Here is a 12,950-nt window from a genome sequence, read left to right on the forward strand (position 1 = left end):
GGAGGGGGCTTGCCCCCTCCCATATTTGACCTGTGTTGGACTTGAGAATATTGATGACCTCACTCACCCTCACCGACGTGACTTGGACCCCGTCCGATCACGGCCACTGTCACCACCACTTCCAGCTGCGAAACGCCAGCCTGCAAGTCGGTGCGGGGGAGTTCGTGGGCCTCATCGGCCCCAACGGCAGCGGCAAGACCAGCCTGCTGCGCTGCGCCTACCGGTTCAGCAAACCGGCCCACGGCGACGTGCTGCTCGCCCACCAGAACGTGTGGAAACAAACCGCCAAATGGTGCGCGCAACGCATCGCCGTGGTGCTGCAGGAATTCCCCGATGCCTTCGGCCTGCGCGTGGACGAAGTGGTTGCCATGGGCCGTACGCCGCACAAAGGCTTGTTCGATGGCGACACTTTGCACGACCAGCAGTTGGTGCAGAGCGCACTTGAATCCGTCGGCCTGCTGGGTTTCGAAGACCATGCCTTCGCCACCCTCTCGGGTGGTGAAAAGCAGCGCGTGATCCTCGCCCGCGCCCTGGCCCAGCAGCCACAGTTGCTGATCCTCGACGAGCCGACCAACCACCTCGACCCACGCTATCAGCTGGAGCTGCTGCGGCTGGTCAAGCGCCTGAATATCGGCACCCTGGCGAGCATCCACGACCTGAACCTGGCCGCCGCGTTTTGCGATCGCCTCTATGTGATCGACCACGGGCGCATCGTCGCCAGCGGCACGCCCCATCAAGTGCTGACCGCCGAACTGCTGCGCGAGGTGTTCGGCGTTGAAGCGCTGATCGACACTCATCCCCTGGCCGACCACCCTCGAATCACCTGGATAACCCAACCATGATCCTGCGCTCCCTGCTGCCTCTCGCCCTGCTGCTCGGCACTGCCAACGCGTTCGCCGCCGCGACCCATTACCCGGTCACCGTCAAAAGCTGCAACCGCGACGTGACCTTCCAGGAAGCCCCGAAACACGCGGTGAGCCACGACATCAACATGACCCAGATGATGCTCGCCCTCGGCCTCAAGCCACGCATGGCCGGCTACAGCGGCGTCACCGGCTGGAAGTCGGTCACCCCGGAAATGGCCCAGACCCTCGACGGCCTGCCGGAGCTGGCGAGCAAGTACCCATCGGTGGAAACCTTGCTCAATGCCAATGTGGATTTCTTCTTCGCCGGCTGGGACTACGGCATGCGCGTGGGCGGCGACCTTACGCCAAACACCCTGCAACCCTTGGGCATCAACGTGTATGAGCTGACCGAATCCTGCGCCTTCGTGATGAAGCGCCCGGCCGCGACCCTGGACGACACCTACAACGACCTGCGCAACCTCGGCAAGATCTTCGACGTGCAGGACCGCGCCAATGCGCTGATCGCGCAGATGCAGGCGCAGGTCGCCGAGGTGCGCAAAGACCTGCCTGCCGACAAACCCCGCGTGTTCCTCTACGACAGCGGCGAAGACCGCGCCATGACCTCCGGCCGCCTGGGCATGCCCCAGGCGCTGATCGATGCCGCCGGCGGGCGCAATATCCTCGATGATGTCGACGCCAGCTGGACCCGCGTCAACTGGGAAACCGTGGTGGAGCGCAACCCGCAGGTGATCGTGATCGTCGACTACAGCGAAATCACCGCCGAGCAAAAACAGCAGTTCCTGCTCAACAACCCGGCGCTGCAATCGGTGGACGCGATCAAGAACCAGCGTTTTATCGTGATCCCCTACGTGCAGGCCACGCCGGGCATCGATAACGTGCTGGCGGTGGAAACCCTGGCCAAGGGGTTCCACGGCGAATGATTACCCGTCGCTACGCCCTGCTGCTGAGTGCCCTTGGCGCGTTGTTGCTGATCTCCTGCGTGGTGTCGCTGGGGTTCGGCTCCGCGCGGGTGCCGGTGGAGGTGGTGTGGCGGATTTTACTGCACAACGCCTTCGGCTTCGGCGAGGTGAGCTGGAGCGTCGGCCAGGAACATATCGTCTGGCTGATCCGCGTGCCGCGCATGCTGCTCGGCGCCTTGGTGGGCGCCGGGTTGGCGTTGATCGGCGCGGTGTTGCAGGCGGTCACGCGCAACCCGCTGGCCGACCCGCACCTGCTCGGCGTCACCTCCGGCGCCACCCTGGGCGCGGTGATTGTGGTGCTGCATGTGGGTGAAATCATCGGCCTGCTGACCTTGCCCCTCGCCGCGTTTATCGGCGCCTTGCTGAGCATGCTGGTGGTGCTGGCGGTGGCCAGTCGCAGTGGCCGGCTGGAGAGTGATCGCCTGCTGCTGTGCGGCGTGGCGGTATCGTTCGTGATGATGGCCGCCGCCAACCTGCTGCTGTTTATGGGCGACCACCGCGCGGCGTCGGCGGTGATGTTCTGGATGCTCGGCGGCCTCGGCCTGGCGCGCTGGGAGCTGCTGGCAATACCCGCCGCCACGGTGCTGCTCGGGCTGGGGTTGCTGCAGGGCATGGCGCGCCCATTGAACGCGCTGATGGCCGGCGAACAGACCGCCGTGACCCTCGGCCTGAACGCACGCAATGTGCGGCTGAACGTGTTCCTGATCGCCTCCCTGATGACCGGTGTGCTGGTGTCCGTCAGCGGTTCCATCGGCTTTGTCGGGCTGATGGTGCCGCACATCGCCCGGCGGCTGGTCGGCGCCGAGCATCGCCGCCTGCTACCGGTGTGTGCACTGCTGGGCAGTGTGTTCCTGGTGTGGGTCGACGTGGCCGCGCGCACGCTGATCGCCCCGGAAGACTTGCCCATCGGCGTGGCCACGGCCGCGATTGGCGGGCTGTTTTTTATCGGTTTGATGCGCAGGCGCTGAGCCTGCCCCGTTGTAGCGCACCACCACGCACCCAGCCCTGCGACTTGCCAGTTCATGGTGCACAACGCCTGCCCGGCCATGGGCGAAGCGACCATTTCATGCCGTTTCCCGACTAGGCACAGCGCTTGCAATCACCTCCTCGACTTGTCCCCCTCATAACAATGTTGAGTTCACGGAGACTGCACCATGAAGCGTCGCAGCTTGATCAAGGCTTTCACACTGTCTGCATCCATTGCCGCCATGGGCCTGACCTGGACCGTCCAGGCCGCCGAGACCATCAAGGTCGGCATCCTGCACTCGCTGTCCGGCACCATGGCCATCTCCGAAACATCGCTCAAAGACATGGCGCTGATGACCATCGACGAGATCAACGCCAAGGGCGGCGTGAACGGCAAGATGCTCGAGCCGGTGGTGGTCGACCCCGCGTCGAACTGGCCGCTGTTCGCCGAAAAGGGCCGCCAGTTGCTGACCCAGGACAAGGTCGCCGTAGTGTTCGGCTGCTGGACCTCGGTGTCGCGTAAATCGGTGTTGCCGGTGTTCGAAGAACTCAACGGTTTGCTGTTCTACCCGGTGCAATACGAAGGCGAAGAGATGTCGCCGAACGTGTTCTATACCGGTGCGGCGCCGAACCAGCAGGCGATCCCGGCGGTGGAATACCTGATGAGCGAAGAAGGCGGCAGCGCCAAGCGGTTCTTCCTGCTCGGCACCGACTACGTGTACCCGCGCACCACCAACAAAATCCTGCGCTCGTTCCTGCACTCCAAGGGCGTAGCGGATAAAGATATCGAAGAGGTCTACACCCCGTTCGGCCACGCCGACTACCAGACCATCGTCGCCAACATCAAGAAATTCTCCGCCGGCGGCAAGACTGCGGTGATCTCCACCGTGAACGGCGACTCCAACGTGCCGTTCTACAAAGAGCTGGCCAACCAGGGCCTGAAAGCCACCGACGTACCGGTGGTGGCGTTCTCGGTGGGCGAAGAAGAACTGCGCGGCATCGACACCAAGCCATTGGTTGGCAACCTCGCGGCGTGGAACTACTTCCAGTCGGTAGAGAACCCGGTGAACAAGAAATTCGTTGCCGACTGGAAAGCCTACGCCAAGAAACACAACCTGCCGGGCGCCGACAAAGCGGTGACCAACGACCCGATGGAAGCCACCTACGTGGGTATCCATATGTGGGCGCAGGCAGCGGAGAAAGCCAAGTCCACCGACGTCGACAAAGTGCGTGAAGCGCTGGCCGGGCAGACCTTCGCCGCGCCGTCGGGCTTCACCCTGACCATGGACAAGACCAACCACCACCTGCACAAGCCGGTGATGATCGGCGAGATCCAGGCCGATGGGCAGTTCTCGGTGGTGTGGCAGACCAATGAACCAATCCGTGCACAGCCGTGGAGCCCGTACATTCCGGGCAATGACAAGAAGCCGGACCATGCGGTGAAGAGCAACTAAAACCCCACCACAGGTTAAAAATGTGGGAGGGGCTTGCCCCCGATGGCGGTGGATCAGTGACAGAAGTTTCATCTGACACTCCGCTATCGGGGGCAAGCCCCCTCCCACACTGTCCACGCATGATCAGGACATTTGTTTATGCCCACTGCCCTCACACGCTACTTCCTGACGCTGCTGCTATTGCTGCCCTTCGCCGCACACGCCAGCGACGCCGAAGACTTCCTTGCCGCCAACCCGATGCAACAAGCCAAGCTTCTCCAGGACTGGGCCGCCCAGCCCGACCCGGCGCGCATCGAGTTGGTGGACGCCCTGCAGCAAGGCCAGCTCACGCTAAACGGTGAAGTAAAAACCGTACGCCTGAACAACCGTCTGCGCGGCCTGATCGACAACGTACAAGCCAGCCAGCAACTGCTCGCCGCCGACCCCAAGGTGCGCTTGGCCGCAGCGGTGACCCTGCAAAAAAGCGCCGTACCTGCGCAACTCAAATTCCTCGACCAGCAAGTGGCCGCCGAGACCAACGAAGGCGTACACACCGCCCTCAGCCTGGCCCTGGCCAACCTGCAACTGGTCGACCCCGACCCGGTGGTGCGCCTCGCCGCCGTGCGTTTGCTCGGCAGCACTGGCGACCCGCTGGCCCGTACGCGCCTTGAAGCGTTGCTGGCCCCCGGTGTGGAAACCGACGCCGCCGTGCACACCGCCGCCGAAACCAGCCTGGCCCAGGTCAAACGCAAACTGATGATGGGCGAGATCCTCGGCCAGGCCTTCAGCGGCATGTCCCTGGGTTCGATCCTGCTGCTAGCGGCCCTCGGCCTGGCGATCACCTTCGGCCTGCTCGGCGTGATCAACATGGCCCACGGCGAAATGCTGATGCTCGGCGCCTACTCCACCTACGTGGTGCAGTTGTTGATGCAGCGCTACGTGCCGGCTGCCATCGAGTTCTACCCCTTGATTGCGCTGCCGGTGGCGTTTTTTGTCACCGCCTGCATCGGCATGGCGCTGGAACGCACGGTGATCCGTCACCTCTACGGCCGCCCGCTGGAAACCCTGCTGGCCACCTGGGGCATCAGCCTGATGCTGATCCAGTTGGTACGCCTGGTGTTCGGCGCGCAGAACGTCGAAGTCTCCAACCCGGCGTGGCTGTCCGGTGGTATCCAAGTGCTGCCCAACCTGGTGCTGCCGTACAACCGCATCGTCATCATCGCCTTCGCGCTGTGCGTGGTGGTGCTGACCTGGCTGCTGCTGAACAAGACGCGCCTGGGCCTCAACGTGCGCGCCGTCACCCAGAACCGCAACATGGCCGCCTGCTGCGGCGTGCCAACCGGGCGTGTGGACATGCTCGCGTTTGGCCTCGGCTCCGGCATCGCCGGGCTGGGCGGCGTGGCGCTGAGCCAGATCGGTAACGTCGGCCCGGACCTGGGCCAGAGCTACATCATCGACTCGTTCCTGGTGGTCGTGCTCGGTGGCGTCGGTCAATTGGCCGGTAGCGTCATGGCCGCCTTCGGACTGGGGATCGCCAACAAGATTCTCGAACCGCAGATCGGCGCCGTGCTCGGCAAGATCCTGATCCTCGCGCTGATCATTCTGTTTATCCAGAAACGCCCGCAGGGACTCTTCGCACTGAAAGGACGGGTGATCGACTGATGAACCAGCCATTGATGCTTACAGCCGCGCAAAAGGCTGGCCCCAAAGTCACGATTGCCGTGGGCGCGCTGATCCTTGTAGTGCTGCTGGCGCTGCCGCTGCTGTCGCTGTTGCCGCCGGACAACGCCTTTCATATCTCCGCCTACACCCTGACCCTGGTGGGCAAGATCCTCTGCTACGCCATCGTCGCCCTCGCGCTGGACCTGGTGTGGGGTTACGCGGGAATGCTCTCCCTCGGCCACGGCCTGTTCTTCGCCCTCGGCGGCTATGCCATGGGCATGTACCTGATGCGCCAGGCGTCCGGCGATGAGCTGCCGGCGTTCATGACGTTTCTGTCGTGGACCGAACTGCCGTGGTACTGGGTCGGCACCGAGCACTTCCTCTGGGCCCTGTGCCTGGTGGTTCTGGCGCCGGGTGTGCTGGCGCTGGTGTTCGGGTTCTTCGCCTTCCGCTCGCGGATCAAGGGCGTGTATTTCTCGATCATGACCCAGGCCCTGACCTTCGCCGGGATGCTGTTGTTTTTTCGCAACGAGACCGGCTTCGGCGGCAACAACGGCTTCACCAATTTCCGCAGCATCCTTGGCTTCGGCATCACCGAGCCGGGCACCCGCGCGGTGCTGTTCTTTGCCACCGTGGTGTTGCTGGTTGCGAGCCTGTACATCGGCTGGCGCCTGGCGCAAAGCAAGTTCGGCCGGGTGCTGACCGCGTTGCGCGACGCCGAGAACCGCCTGATGTTCTGCGGCTACGACCCGCGTGGTTTCAAGCTGTTCGTGTGGGTGTTGAGCGCGGTGTTGTGCGGCCTGGCCGGGGCCTTGTATGTGCCGCAAGTAGGCATCATCAACCCCAGCGAAATGTCGCCGACCAACTCCATCGAAGCCGCCGTGTGGGTGGCGCTGGGCGGGCGCGGCACGCTGATCGGGCCGTTGCTCGGCGCGGGTGTGGTGAATGGCATGAAGAGCTGGTTCACCGTGGCCTTCCCGGAATACTGGCTGTTCTTCCTCGGCGCGCTGTTCATCATCGTCACCCTGTACCTGCCCAAGGGCGTTATCGGCCTGCTGAAGAAATGAGGAATGTCATGCTTGAACCTATTTTCGATGCAGGCAGCGGCCGCGATGCCATCGGTATTGGCCAGGCTGCCGGTACTGGCCTCAACACCCGCCACGGCACCATCCTGACCCTGGAAGACATCAGCGTGAGCTTCGATGGCTTCAAGGCGCTCAATGATTTGAACCTGTATATCGGCGTCGGCGAACTGCGTTGCATCATCGGCCCCAACGGCGCGGGCAAGACCACGCTGATGGACGTGATCACCGGCAAGACCCGGCCCAGCCACGGCAAGGCCTGGTTCGGCGAAACCCTGGACCTGACGAGCATGAGCGAAGTGCAGATCGCCCAGGCCGGCATCGGCCGCAAGTTCCAGAAACCCACGGTGTTCGAAGCCCTCAGCGTGTTCGAAAACCTGGAGCTGGCGCAGAAGACCGACAAGTCGGTGTGGGCCAGCCTGCGCGCGCGCCTGAGCGGCGAGCAGAAAGACCGCATCGACGAAGTGCTCGACACCATCCGCCTGACTGCCTCGGTACAGCGCCCGGCCGGGCTGTTGTCCCACGGCCAGAAGCAGTTCCTGGAAATCGGCATGCTACTGATGCAAGACCCGCAACTGTTGCTGCTGGACGAACCGGTGGCGGGCATGACCGACGCCGAAACCGAATTCACCGCCGAGCTGTTCAAGCGCCTGGCCGGCAAGCATTCGCTGATGGTGGTGGAACACGACATGGGGTTTGTCGGCTCGATTGCCGACCACGTGACCGTGTTGCACCAGGGCAGCGTGCTGGCCGAAGGGTCGCTGGAGCAGGTGCAGGAAAATGAGCGGGTGATCGAGGTTTACCTCGGCCGCTAAGGAGAAAATGAACATGCTGCAAGTCGACAAGCTGCACCAGTACTACGGCGGTAGCCACATCCTGCGCGGGCTTTCGTTTGACGTGAAAGTCGGTGAAGTCACCTGCCTGCTTGGCCGTAACGGCGTGGGCAAGACCACCTTGCTCAAGTGCCTGATGGGTTTGCTGCCGGCCAAAGAAGGCGTAGTGAATTGGGAAGGCAAAGCGATCACCGGCCTAAAGCCGCACCAGCGTGTGCACGCGGGCATTGCCTACGTGCCCCAGGGCCGGGAGATTTTCGGCCGGCTGACGGTGGAAGAAAACCTGCTGATGGGGCTCTCGCGCTTTCCAGGCTCGGAGGCCAAGGAAGTACCGGCGTTTATCTATGAATTGTTCCCGGTGCTGCTGCAGATGAAGCACCGGCGCGGCGGCGACTTGTCCGGCGGCCAGCAGCAACAGTTGGCGATCGGCCGCGCCCTGGCCAGTCGCCCGCGCCTTTTGATCCTCGATGAACCCACCGAAGGCATCCAGCCGTCGGTGATCAAGGAGATTGGCGCGGTGATCAAAAAACTCGCGGCACGCGGCGATATGGCGATCCTGTTGGTGGAGCAGTTCTACGACTTCGCCGCCGAACTGGCCGACCAGTACCTGGTGATGTCCCGGGGTGAAATCGTGCAGCAAGGCCGTGGCGAAAATATGCAAAGCGAGGGTGTACGCGGCTTGGTTACCATCTAACCTGTAGCGTCCTGACGATAAGTACAAAACATGAACCTGCCCGTATCCCCTGCCCTGTTCACCCCCAGCTGGCACGCCGAGCTGGAACTCGGCTACGCGCGTTTCGGCGACACCACGCGCCCGGTGATGCGCCGCCACCTCGGCCCGCTGCGCGTGCAAAAACACCTGTACGCCGAAGGCCCCGAGGTGTGCCAGCACATCATCGTGCACCCGCCCGGCGGGATTGCCGGCGGCGATCGCCTGGATATCCGCGCGCATGTCGCCGAAGGTGCCTGGGCGCAGTTGACCAGCCCCGGCGCAGCCAAGTGGTACCGCGCCGGCGGCCCGGCATTCCAGCAGCTGGATTTGACCGTTGAAGCCGGCGCCACGCTGGAGTGGCTACCCCAGGAAACCATCGTGTTCAGCGCCGCCCAGGCTGAACTCACCACGCGCATCGACCTGCGCGGTGACGCACGGTTGTTCTACTGGGACGTGGTCGCCCTCGGCCGTCCGGCGAGTGACGAACGCTTCGACTTGGGCCACTTCCAATCGCACCTGGATATCCGCCGCGACGGCCAGTTGCTCTGGCATGAGCGCCAGCGCATTGTGGGCGCCGACGGCTTGCTCGACTCGCCCATCGGCCTGGACGGGCAACCGGTGTTCGCCACGCTGCTGCTGACCGGCGATATCGACGCAAAATTACTTGAACAATGCCGCGCCCTGCCCCACGCCGTGCGCGGCGACCTGACCCAATTGCCCGGCCTGCTGGTGGCGCGCTGCCTGGCCAGTGAGGCGCTGTTGGCGCGGGGTTGGTTGATTGATTTATGGAAGTTGCTACGCCCGGCGGTGCTGGGCCGCGAAGCAGTACCACCAAGAATCTGGAGCACATGAAGATCAAAATGTGGGAGGGGGCTTGCCCCCTCCCACAGTTGATCTCTGTTGTATTTAAGAATGCATTTTATGAAGGATCTTGAACCATGGACCTGACCCCACGGGAAAAAGACAAACTGCTGATCTTCACCGCAGGCCTGGTGGCCGAACGGCGCCTGGCGCGCGGGGTGAAGCTCAACTATCCGGAAACCATCGCCTACATTTCCGCCGCCTTGATGGAAGGCGCCCGCGATGGCCGCACGGTGGCCGACCTGATGCACTTCGGCACCACCCTGCTCAGCCGCGAGCAGGTGATGGAAGGCATCCCGGAAATGATCCCGGATATCCAGGTGGAAGCCACCTTCCCCGACGGCACCAAGCTGGTCACCGTTCACCAACCCATCGCCTGAGGCACGGCCATGATTCGTGATGCAACCCAAAACGATTTGCCGGCGATCCGCGATATCTACAACGATGCGGTGCGCAACACCACGGCGATCTGGAACGAACAACCGGTGGACCTCGGCAACCGCCAGGCCTGGTTCAGTGCCCGGCATGCCCAGGGGTATCCGATCCTGGTCAGCGTAGAAAACGATGAAGTCACCGGCTACGCCTCGTTCGGCGACTGGCGCCCGTTCGAGGGCTTTCGCTACAGCGTCGAACACTCGGTGTATGTACGCAACGACCAGCGCGGCAAAGGCCTCGGCCCACGCCTGATGGAAGCCCTGATCGAACGCGCTCGCACCTGCGGCAAATACGTGATGGTCGCCGCCATCGAAAGCGGCAACCGGGCCTCGATCCGCCTGCATGCACGCCTGGGTTTCGTCACCACCGGGCAGATGCCGCAAGTGGGTATCAAGTTCGGCCGCTGGCTGGACCTGACTTTTATGCAACTGGCCTTGAACCCGGGCGCCGAGCCGCCCAAGGAGTAAGACCGATGAGCGCTGCGCAATTGCGTCGAGTCAATGCCGAGAGTTTTGCCCATTACCGCCAGGGTTTGATTGAGCTGTTGCTGGACGCGGTCAAGCATGGCGCGTCGGTCGGCTTCATGGCCGACTTCGATGAAGCCCAGGCCCGCGATTACCTGGGCGGCGTGCACGCCGGTATCGAGGACGCCAGCCTGTTGCTGTGGGTGGTGGTGCGCGATGAACAGGTGCAGGCCAGCGTGCAATTGGCGCTGTGCCAGAAAGCCAACGGCGTGAACCGCGCCGAGGTGCAAAAGCTGCTGGTGCACAGCAGCGCGCGTCGCCATGGCCTCGGCCAACAGTTGATGAATACCCTGGAACTCGCCGCGCGCCAGCACAAGCGCGGGCTGCTGTACCTGGACACCGAGGCCGGCTCTGCCGCCGAAGCGTTCTACCAGTCGCTGCGCTACACCAAGGTCGGTGAACTGCCCGACTACTGCCAAAGCCCGGACGGGCGCTACAGCCCGACCGCCATCTACTTCAAGACCCTGGGGCAACCTGCATGATTCCTGGTGAATATCAGATCCAGCCTGGCGACATCGAACTCAACGTGGGCCGGCGCACCGTCACCCTCAGCGTGGCCAATAGCGGCGACCGGCCGATCCAGGTGGGCTCGCATTACCATTTTTTCGAGACCAATGACGCGCTGACGTTTGACCGCGCAGCCAGCCGTGGCATGCGCCTGAATATTCCGGCGGGGACGGCGGTGCGGTTTGAGCCGGGGCAGAGTCGGGAGGTTGAGTTGGTGGATTTGAGCGGTGGCAGGCGGGTGTTTGGGTTTGCCGGGCGGATCATGGGTGATCTTTAGGGCCTCATCGGGGGCAAGCCCCCTCCCGCAGGGTATACGCATTCCAACTGTGGGAGGGGGCTTGCCCCCGATAGCGGACTCACATTCAACATAAATTTTTCAGGGCAACCACACATGAAAATCAGCCGCCAAGCCTACGCCGACATGTACGGCCCCACCGTGGGCGACAAGGTTCGCCTGGCCGACACCGAGCTGTTCGTCGAAGTGGAACAGGACTTCACCGTCTACGGCGAAGAAGTGAAATTCGGCGGCGGCAAGGTGATCCGCGACGGCCAGGGCCAGAGCCAACTGCTGGCCCATGAAGTGGTCGACACGCTGATCACCAACGCGCTGATCATCGACCACTGGGGCATCGTCAAGGCCGACGTAGGCCTGAAAAACGGCCGCATCCACGCGATCGGCAAGGCCGGCAACCCGGATATCCAGCCGGGCGTGACCATGGCCATCGGCGCCAGCACCGAAGTGATCGCCGGCGAAGGCATGATCCTCACCGCCGGCGGCATCGACTCCCACGTGCACTTCATCTGCCCGCAGCAGATCGAGGAGGCGCTGACCAGCGGCGTCACCACCATGATCGGCGGCGGCACCGGGCCGGCCACCGGCACCAATGCCACCACCTGCACCTCGGGGCCGTGGCACCTGGCGCGCATGCTACAGGCCAGCGATTCGTTCCCGATGAACATCGGTTTTACCGGCAAGGGCAACGCCAGTTTGCCGGAGCCGTTGATCGAACAGGTCAAGGCCGGCGCCATCGGCCTCAAGCTCCATGAAGACTGGGGCACCACGCCCGCCAGCATCGACAACTGCCTGAGCGTTGCCGACGAATACGACGTGCAGGTCGCGATCCACAGCGACACCTTGAACGAGTCCGGCTTCGTCGAAACCACCCTCGCCGCGCTCAAGGGCCGCACCATCCACACCTACCACACCGAAGGTGCCGGTGGCGGCCACGCGCCGGACATCATCAAGGCCTGCGGTTTCCCCAACGTGCTGCCCAGCTCCACCAACCCGACGCGGCCGTTCACGCGCAATACCATCGACGAGCACCTGGACATGCTGATGGTCTGCCATCACCTGGACCCAAGCATTGCCGAAGACGTGGCCTTCGCCGAAAGCCGCATCCGCCGTGAAACGATTGCCGCCGAAGACATCCTGCACGACCTCGGCGCGTTCTCGATGATCAGCTCCGACAGCCAGGCCATGGGCCGCGTCGGCGAGGTGATCACGCGCACCTGGCAGACCGCCGACAAGATGAAAAAACAGCGCGGCGCACTGCCGGGCGATGGCCCGGGCAACGACAACTTCCGCGCCAAGCGCTACATCGCCAAGTACACCATCAACCCGGCGATCACCCATGGCATCAGCCACATCGTAGGTTCCATCGAAGTCGGCAAGTGGGCCGACCTGGTGCTGTGGCGCCCGGCGTTTTTCGGCATCAAGCCGACCCTGATCCTCAAGGGCGGCGCGATTGCCTCAAGCCTGATGGGCGACGCCAACGCCTCGATTCCCACGCCGCAACCGGTGCATTACCGCCCGATGTTCGCCAGCTTCGGCAGCTCGCTGCACGCCACCAGCCTGACCTTTATCAGCCAGGCGGCATTGGCGGCGGGGTTGCCCGAGCAGTTGGGATTGAAGAAGCAGATTGCGGTGGTCAAGGGCTGCCGCGACGTGCAGAAAACCGACCTGATCCACAACGATTACCTGCCGGATATCGAAGTGGACCCGCAGACCTACCAGGTCAAGGCCGATGGGGTGTTGCTGTGGTGTGAGCCGGCGGAGGTGCTGCCGATGGCGCAGCGGTATTTCCTGTTCTAGCGAAGGCCGCTGGCAAGG

At 63.4% G+C, this 12,950-nt stretch carries 14 protein-coding genes; all 14 read left to right on the forward strand.

The window, feature by feature from the left end; all coding sequences use genetic code 11:
• Window positions 1–53: 53 nt before the first annotated feature.
• On the forward strand, window positions 54–842 hold the full coding sequence (locus AC0IYH_RS19525) for an ABC transporter ATP-binding protein (protein ID WP_116627279.1): 789 nt from the start codon (window positions 54–56) through the stop codon (window positions 840–842).
• Window positions 839–1,786 (forward strand): ABC transporter substrate-binding protein, encoded by a 948-nt coding sequence (locus tag AC0IYH_RS19530; RefSeq protein WP_122774765.1) that lies wholly within the window; start codon window positions 839–841, stop codon window positions 1,784–1,786. The genes AC0IYH_RS19525 and AC0IYH_RS19530 overlap by 4 nt, the downstream gene beginning before the upstream one ends.
• Window positions 1,783–2,793 (forward strand): FecCD family ABC transporter permease, encoded by a 1,011-nt coding sequence (locus tag AC0IYH_RS19535; RefSeq protein ID WP_471835806.1) that lies wholly within the window; start codon window positions 1,783–1,785, stop codon window positions 2,791–2,793. Before AC0IYH_RS19530 ends, AC0IYH_RS19535 begins: the two co-directional genes overlap by 4 nt.
• Before the next feature lie 186 nt (window positions 2,794–2,979).
• Complete coding sequence (gene urtA / locus AC0IYH_RS19540) at window positions 2,980–4,245, forward strand: urea ABC transporter substrate-binding protein (protein ID WP_116627282.1); 1,266 nt, start codon at window positions 2,980–2,982, stop codon at window positions 4,243–4,245.
• A 138-nt stretch (window positions 4,246–4,383) separates the two neighbouring features.
• A complete protein-coding gene (gene urtB / locus AC0IYH_RS19545) occupies window positions 4,384–5,886 on the forward strand; it encodes an urea ABC transporter permease subunit UrtB (protein ID WP_116627283.1) in 1,503 nt (500 codons plus the stop codon).
• Entirely contained in the window at window positions 5,886–6,953 is a 1,068-nt protein-coding gene (gene urtC / locus AC0IYH_RS19550; RefSeq protein ID WP_116627284.1) for an urea ABC transporter permease subunit UrtC, read from the forward strand. Before urtB ends, urtC begins: the two co-directional genes overlap by 1 nt.
• A complete protein-coding gene (gene urtD, locus AC0IYH_RS19555) occupies window positions 6,950–7,783 on the forward strand; it encodes an urea ABC transporter ATP-binding protein UrtD (protein ID WP_163821523.1) in 834 nt (277 codons plus the stop codon). Before urtC ends, urtD begins: the two co-directional genes overlap by 4 nt.
• A 13-nt stretch (window positions 7,784–7,796) precedes the next feature.
• A complete protein-coding gene (urtE, locus tag AC0IYH_RS19560; protein WP_116627286.1) occupies window positions 7,797–8,495 on the forward strand; it encodes an urea ABC transporter ATP-binding subunit UrtE in 699 nt (232 codons plus the stop codon).
• 30 nt (window positions 8,496–8,525) lie between these two features.
• Entirely contained in the window at window positions 8,526–9,365 is an 840-nt protein-coding gene (locus tag AC0IYH_RS19565) for an urease accessory protein UreD (RefSeq protein ID WP_471835809.1), read from the forward strand.
• Between the two features lie 86 nt (window positions 9,366–9,451).
• Window positions 9,452–9,754, forward strand: a complete 303-nt coding sequence (locus tag AC0IYH_RS19570) for an urease subunit gamma (RefSeq protein ID WP_010213535.1) — start codon at window positions 9,452–9,454, stop codon at window positions 9,752–9,754.
• Between the two features lie 9 nt (window positions 9,755–9,763).
• Window positions 9,764–10,276, forward strand: a complete 513-nt coding sequence (locus tag AC0IYH_RS19575) for a GNAT family N-acetyltransferase (protein ID WP_471835811.1) — start codon at window positions 9,764–9,766, stop codon at window positions 10,274–10,276.
• A gap of 5 nt (window positions 10,277–10,281) precedes the next feature.
• Entirely contained in the window at window positions 10,282–10,815 is a 534-nt protein-coding gene (locus AC0IYH_RS19580) for a GNAT family N-acetyltransferase (protein WP_471835813.1), read from the forward strand.
• Complete coding sequence (locus tag AC0IYH_RS19585) at window positions 10,812–11,117, forward strand: urease subunit beta (protein ID WP_049710249.1); 306 nt, start codon at window positions 10,812–10,814, stop codon at window positions 11,115–11,117. The genes AC0IYH_RS19580 and AC0IYH_RS19585 overlap by 4 nt, the downstream gene beginning before the upstream one ends.
• A gap of 114 nt (window positions 11,118–11,231) precedes the next feature.
• Window positions 11,232–12,932: an urease subunit alpha gene (gene ureC, locus AC0IYH_RS19590; protein ID WP_116627291.1), complete on the forward strand. Its 1,701-nt coding sequence runs from the start codon at window positions 11,232–11,234 to the stop codon at window positions 12,930–12,932.
• Window positions 12,933–12,950: the final 18 nt, after the last annotated feature.

The sequence above is a fragment of the Pseudomonas sp. AC463 genome, assembly GCF_979253585.1.

What these genes read in the sequence shown, in the direction of transcription:
- AC0IYH_RS19525 (WP_116627279.1), top strand. Translation starts at nt 54, where the DNA reads ATGACCTCACTCACCCTCACCGACGTGACTTGGACCCCGTCCGATCAC.
- AC0IYH_RS19530 (WP_122774765.1), top strand. Translation starts at nt 839, where the DNA reads ATGATCCTGCGCTCCCTGCTGCCTCTCGCCCTGCTGCTCGGCACTGCC.
- AC0IYH_RS19535 (WP_471835806.1), top strand. Translation starts at nt 1,783, where the DNA reads ATGATTACCCGTCGCTACGCCCTGCTGCTGAGTGCCCTTGGCGCGTTG.
- urtA (WP_116627282.1), top strand. Translation starts at nt 2,980, where the DNA reads ATGAAGCGTCGCAGCTTGATCAAGGCTTTCACACTGTCTGCATCCATT.
- urtB (WP_116627283.1), top strand. Translation starts at nt 4,384, where the DNA reads ATGCCCACTGCCCTCACACGCTACTTCCTGACGCTGCTGCTATTGCTG.
- urtC (WP_116627284.1), top strand. Translation starts at nt 5,886, where the DNA reads ATGAACCAGCCATTGATGCTTACAGCCGCGCAAAAGGCTGGCCCCAAA.
- urtD (WP_163821523.1), top strand. Translation starts at nt 6,950, where the DNA reads ATGAGGAATGTCATGCTTGAACCTATTTTCGATGCAGGCAGCGGCCGC.
- urtE (WP_116627286.1), top strand. Translation starts at nt 7,797, where the DNA reads ATGCTGCAAGTCGACAAGCTGCACCAGTACTACGGCGGTAGCCACATC.
- AC0IYH_RS19565 (WP_471835809.1), top strand. Translation starts at nt 8,526, where the DNA reads ATGAACCTGCCCGTATCCCCTGCCCTGTTCACCCCCAGCTGGCACGCC.
- AC0IYH_RS19570 (WP_010213535.1), top strand. Translation starts at nt 9,452, where the DNA reads ATGGACCTGACCCCACGGGAAAAAGACAAACTGCTGATCTTCACCGCA.
- AC0IYH_RS19575 (WP_471835811.1), top strand. Translation starts at nt 9,764, where the DNA reads ATGATTCGTGATGCAACCCAAAACGATTTGCCGGCGATCCGCGATATC.
- AC0IYH_RS19580 (WP_471835813.1), top strand. Translation starts at nt 10,282, where the DNA reads ATGAGCGCTGCGCAATTGCGTCGAGTCAATGCCGAGAGTTTTGCCCAT.
- AC0IYH_RS19585 (WP_049710249.1), top strand. Translation starts at nt 10,812, where the DNA reads ATGATTCCTGGTGAATATCAGATCCAGCCTGGCGACATCGAACTCAAC.
- ureC (WP_116627291.1), top strand. Translation starts at nt 11,232, where the DNA reads ATGAAAATCAGCCGCCAAGCCTACGCCGACATGTACGGCCCCACCGTG.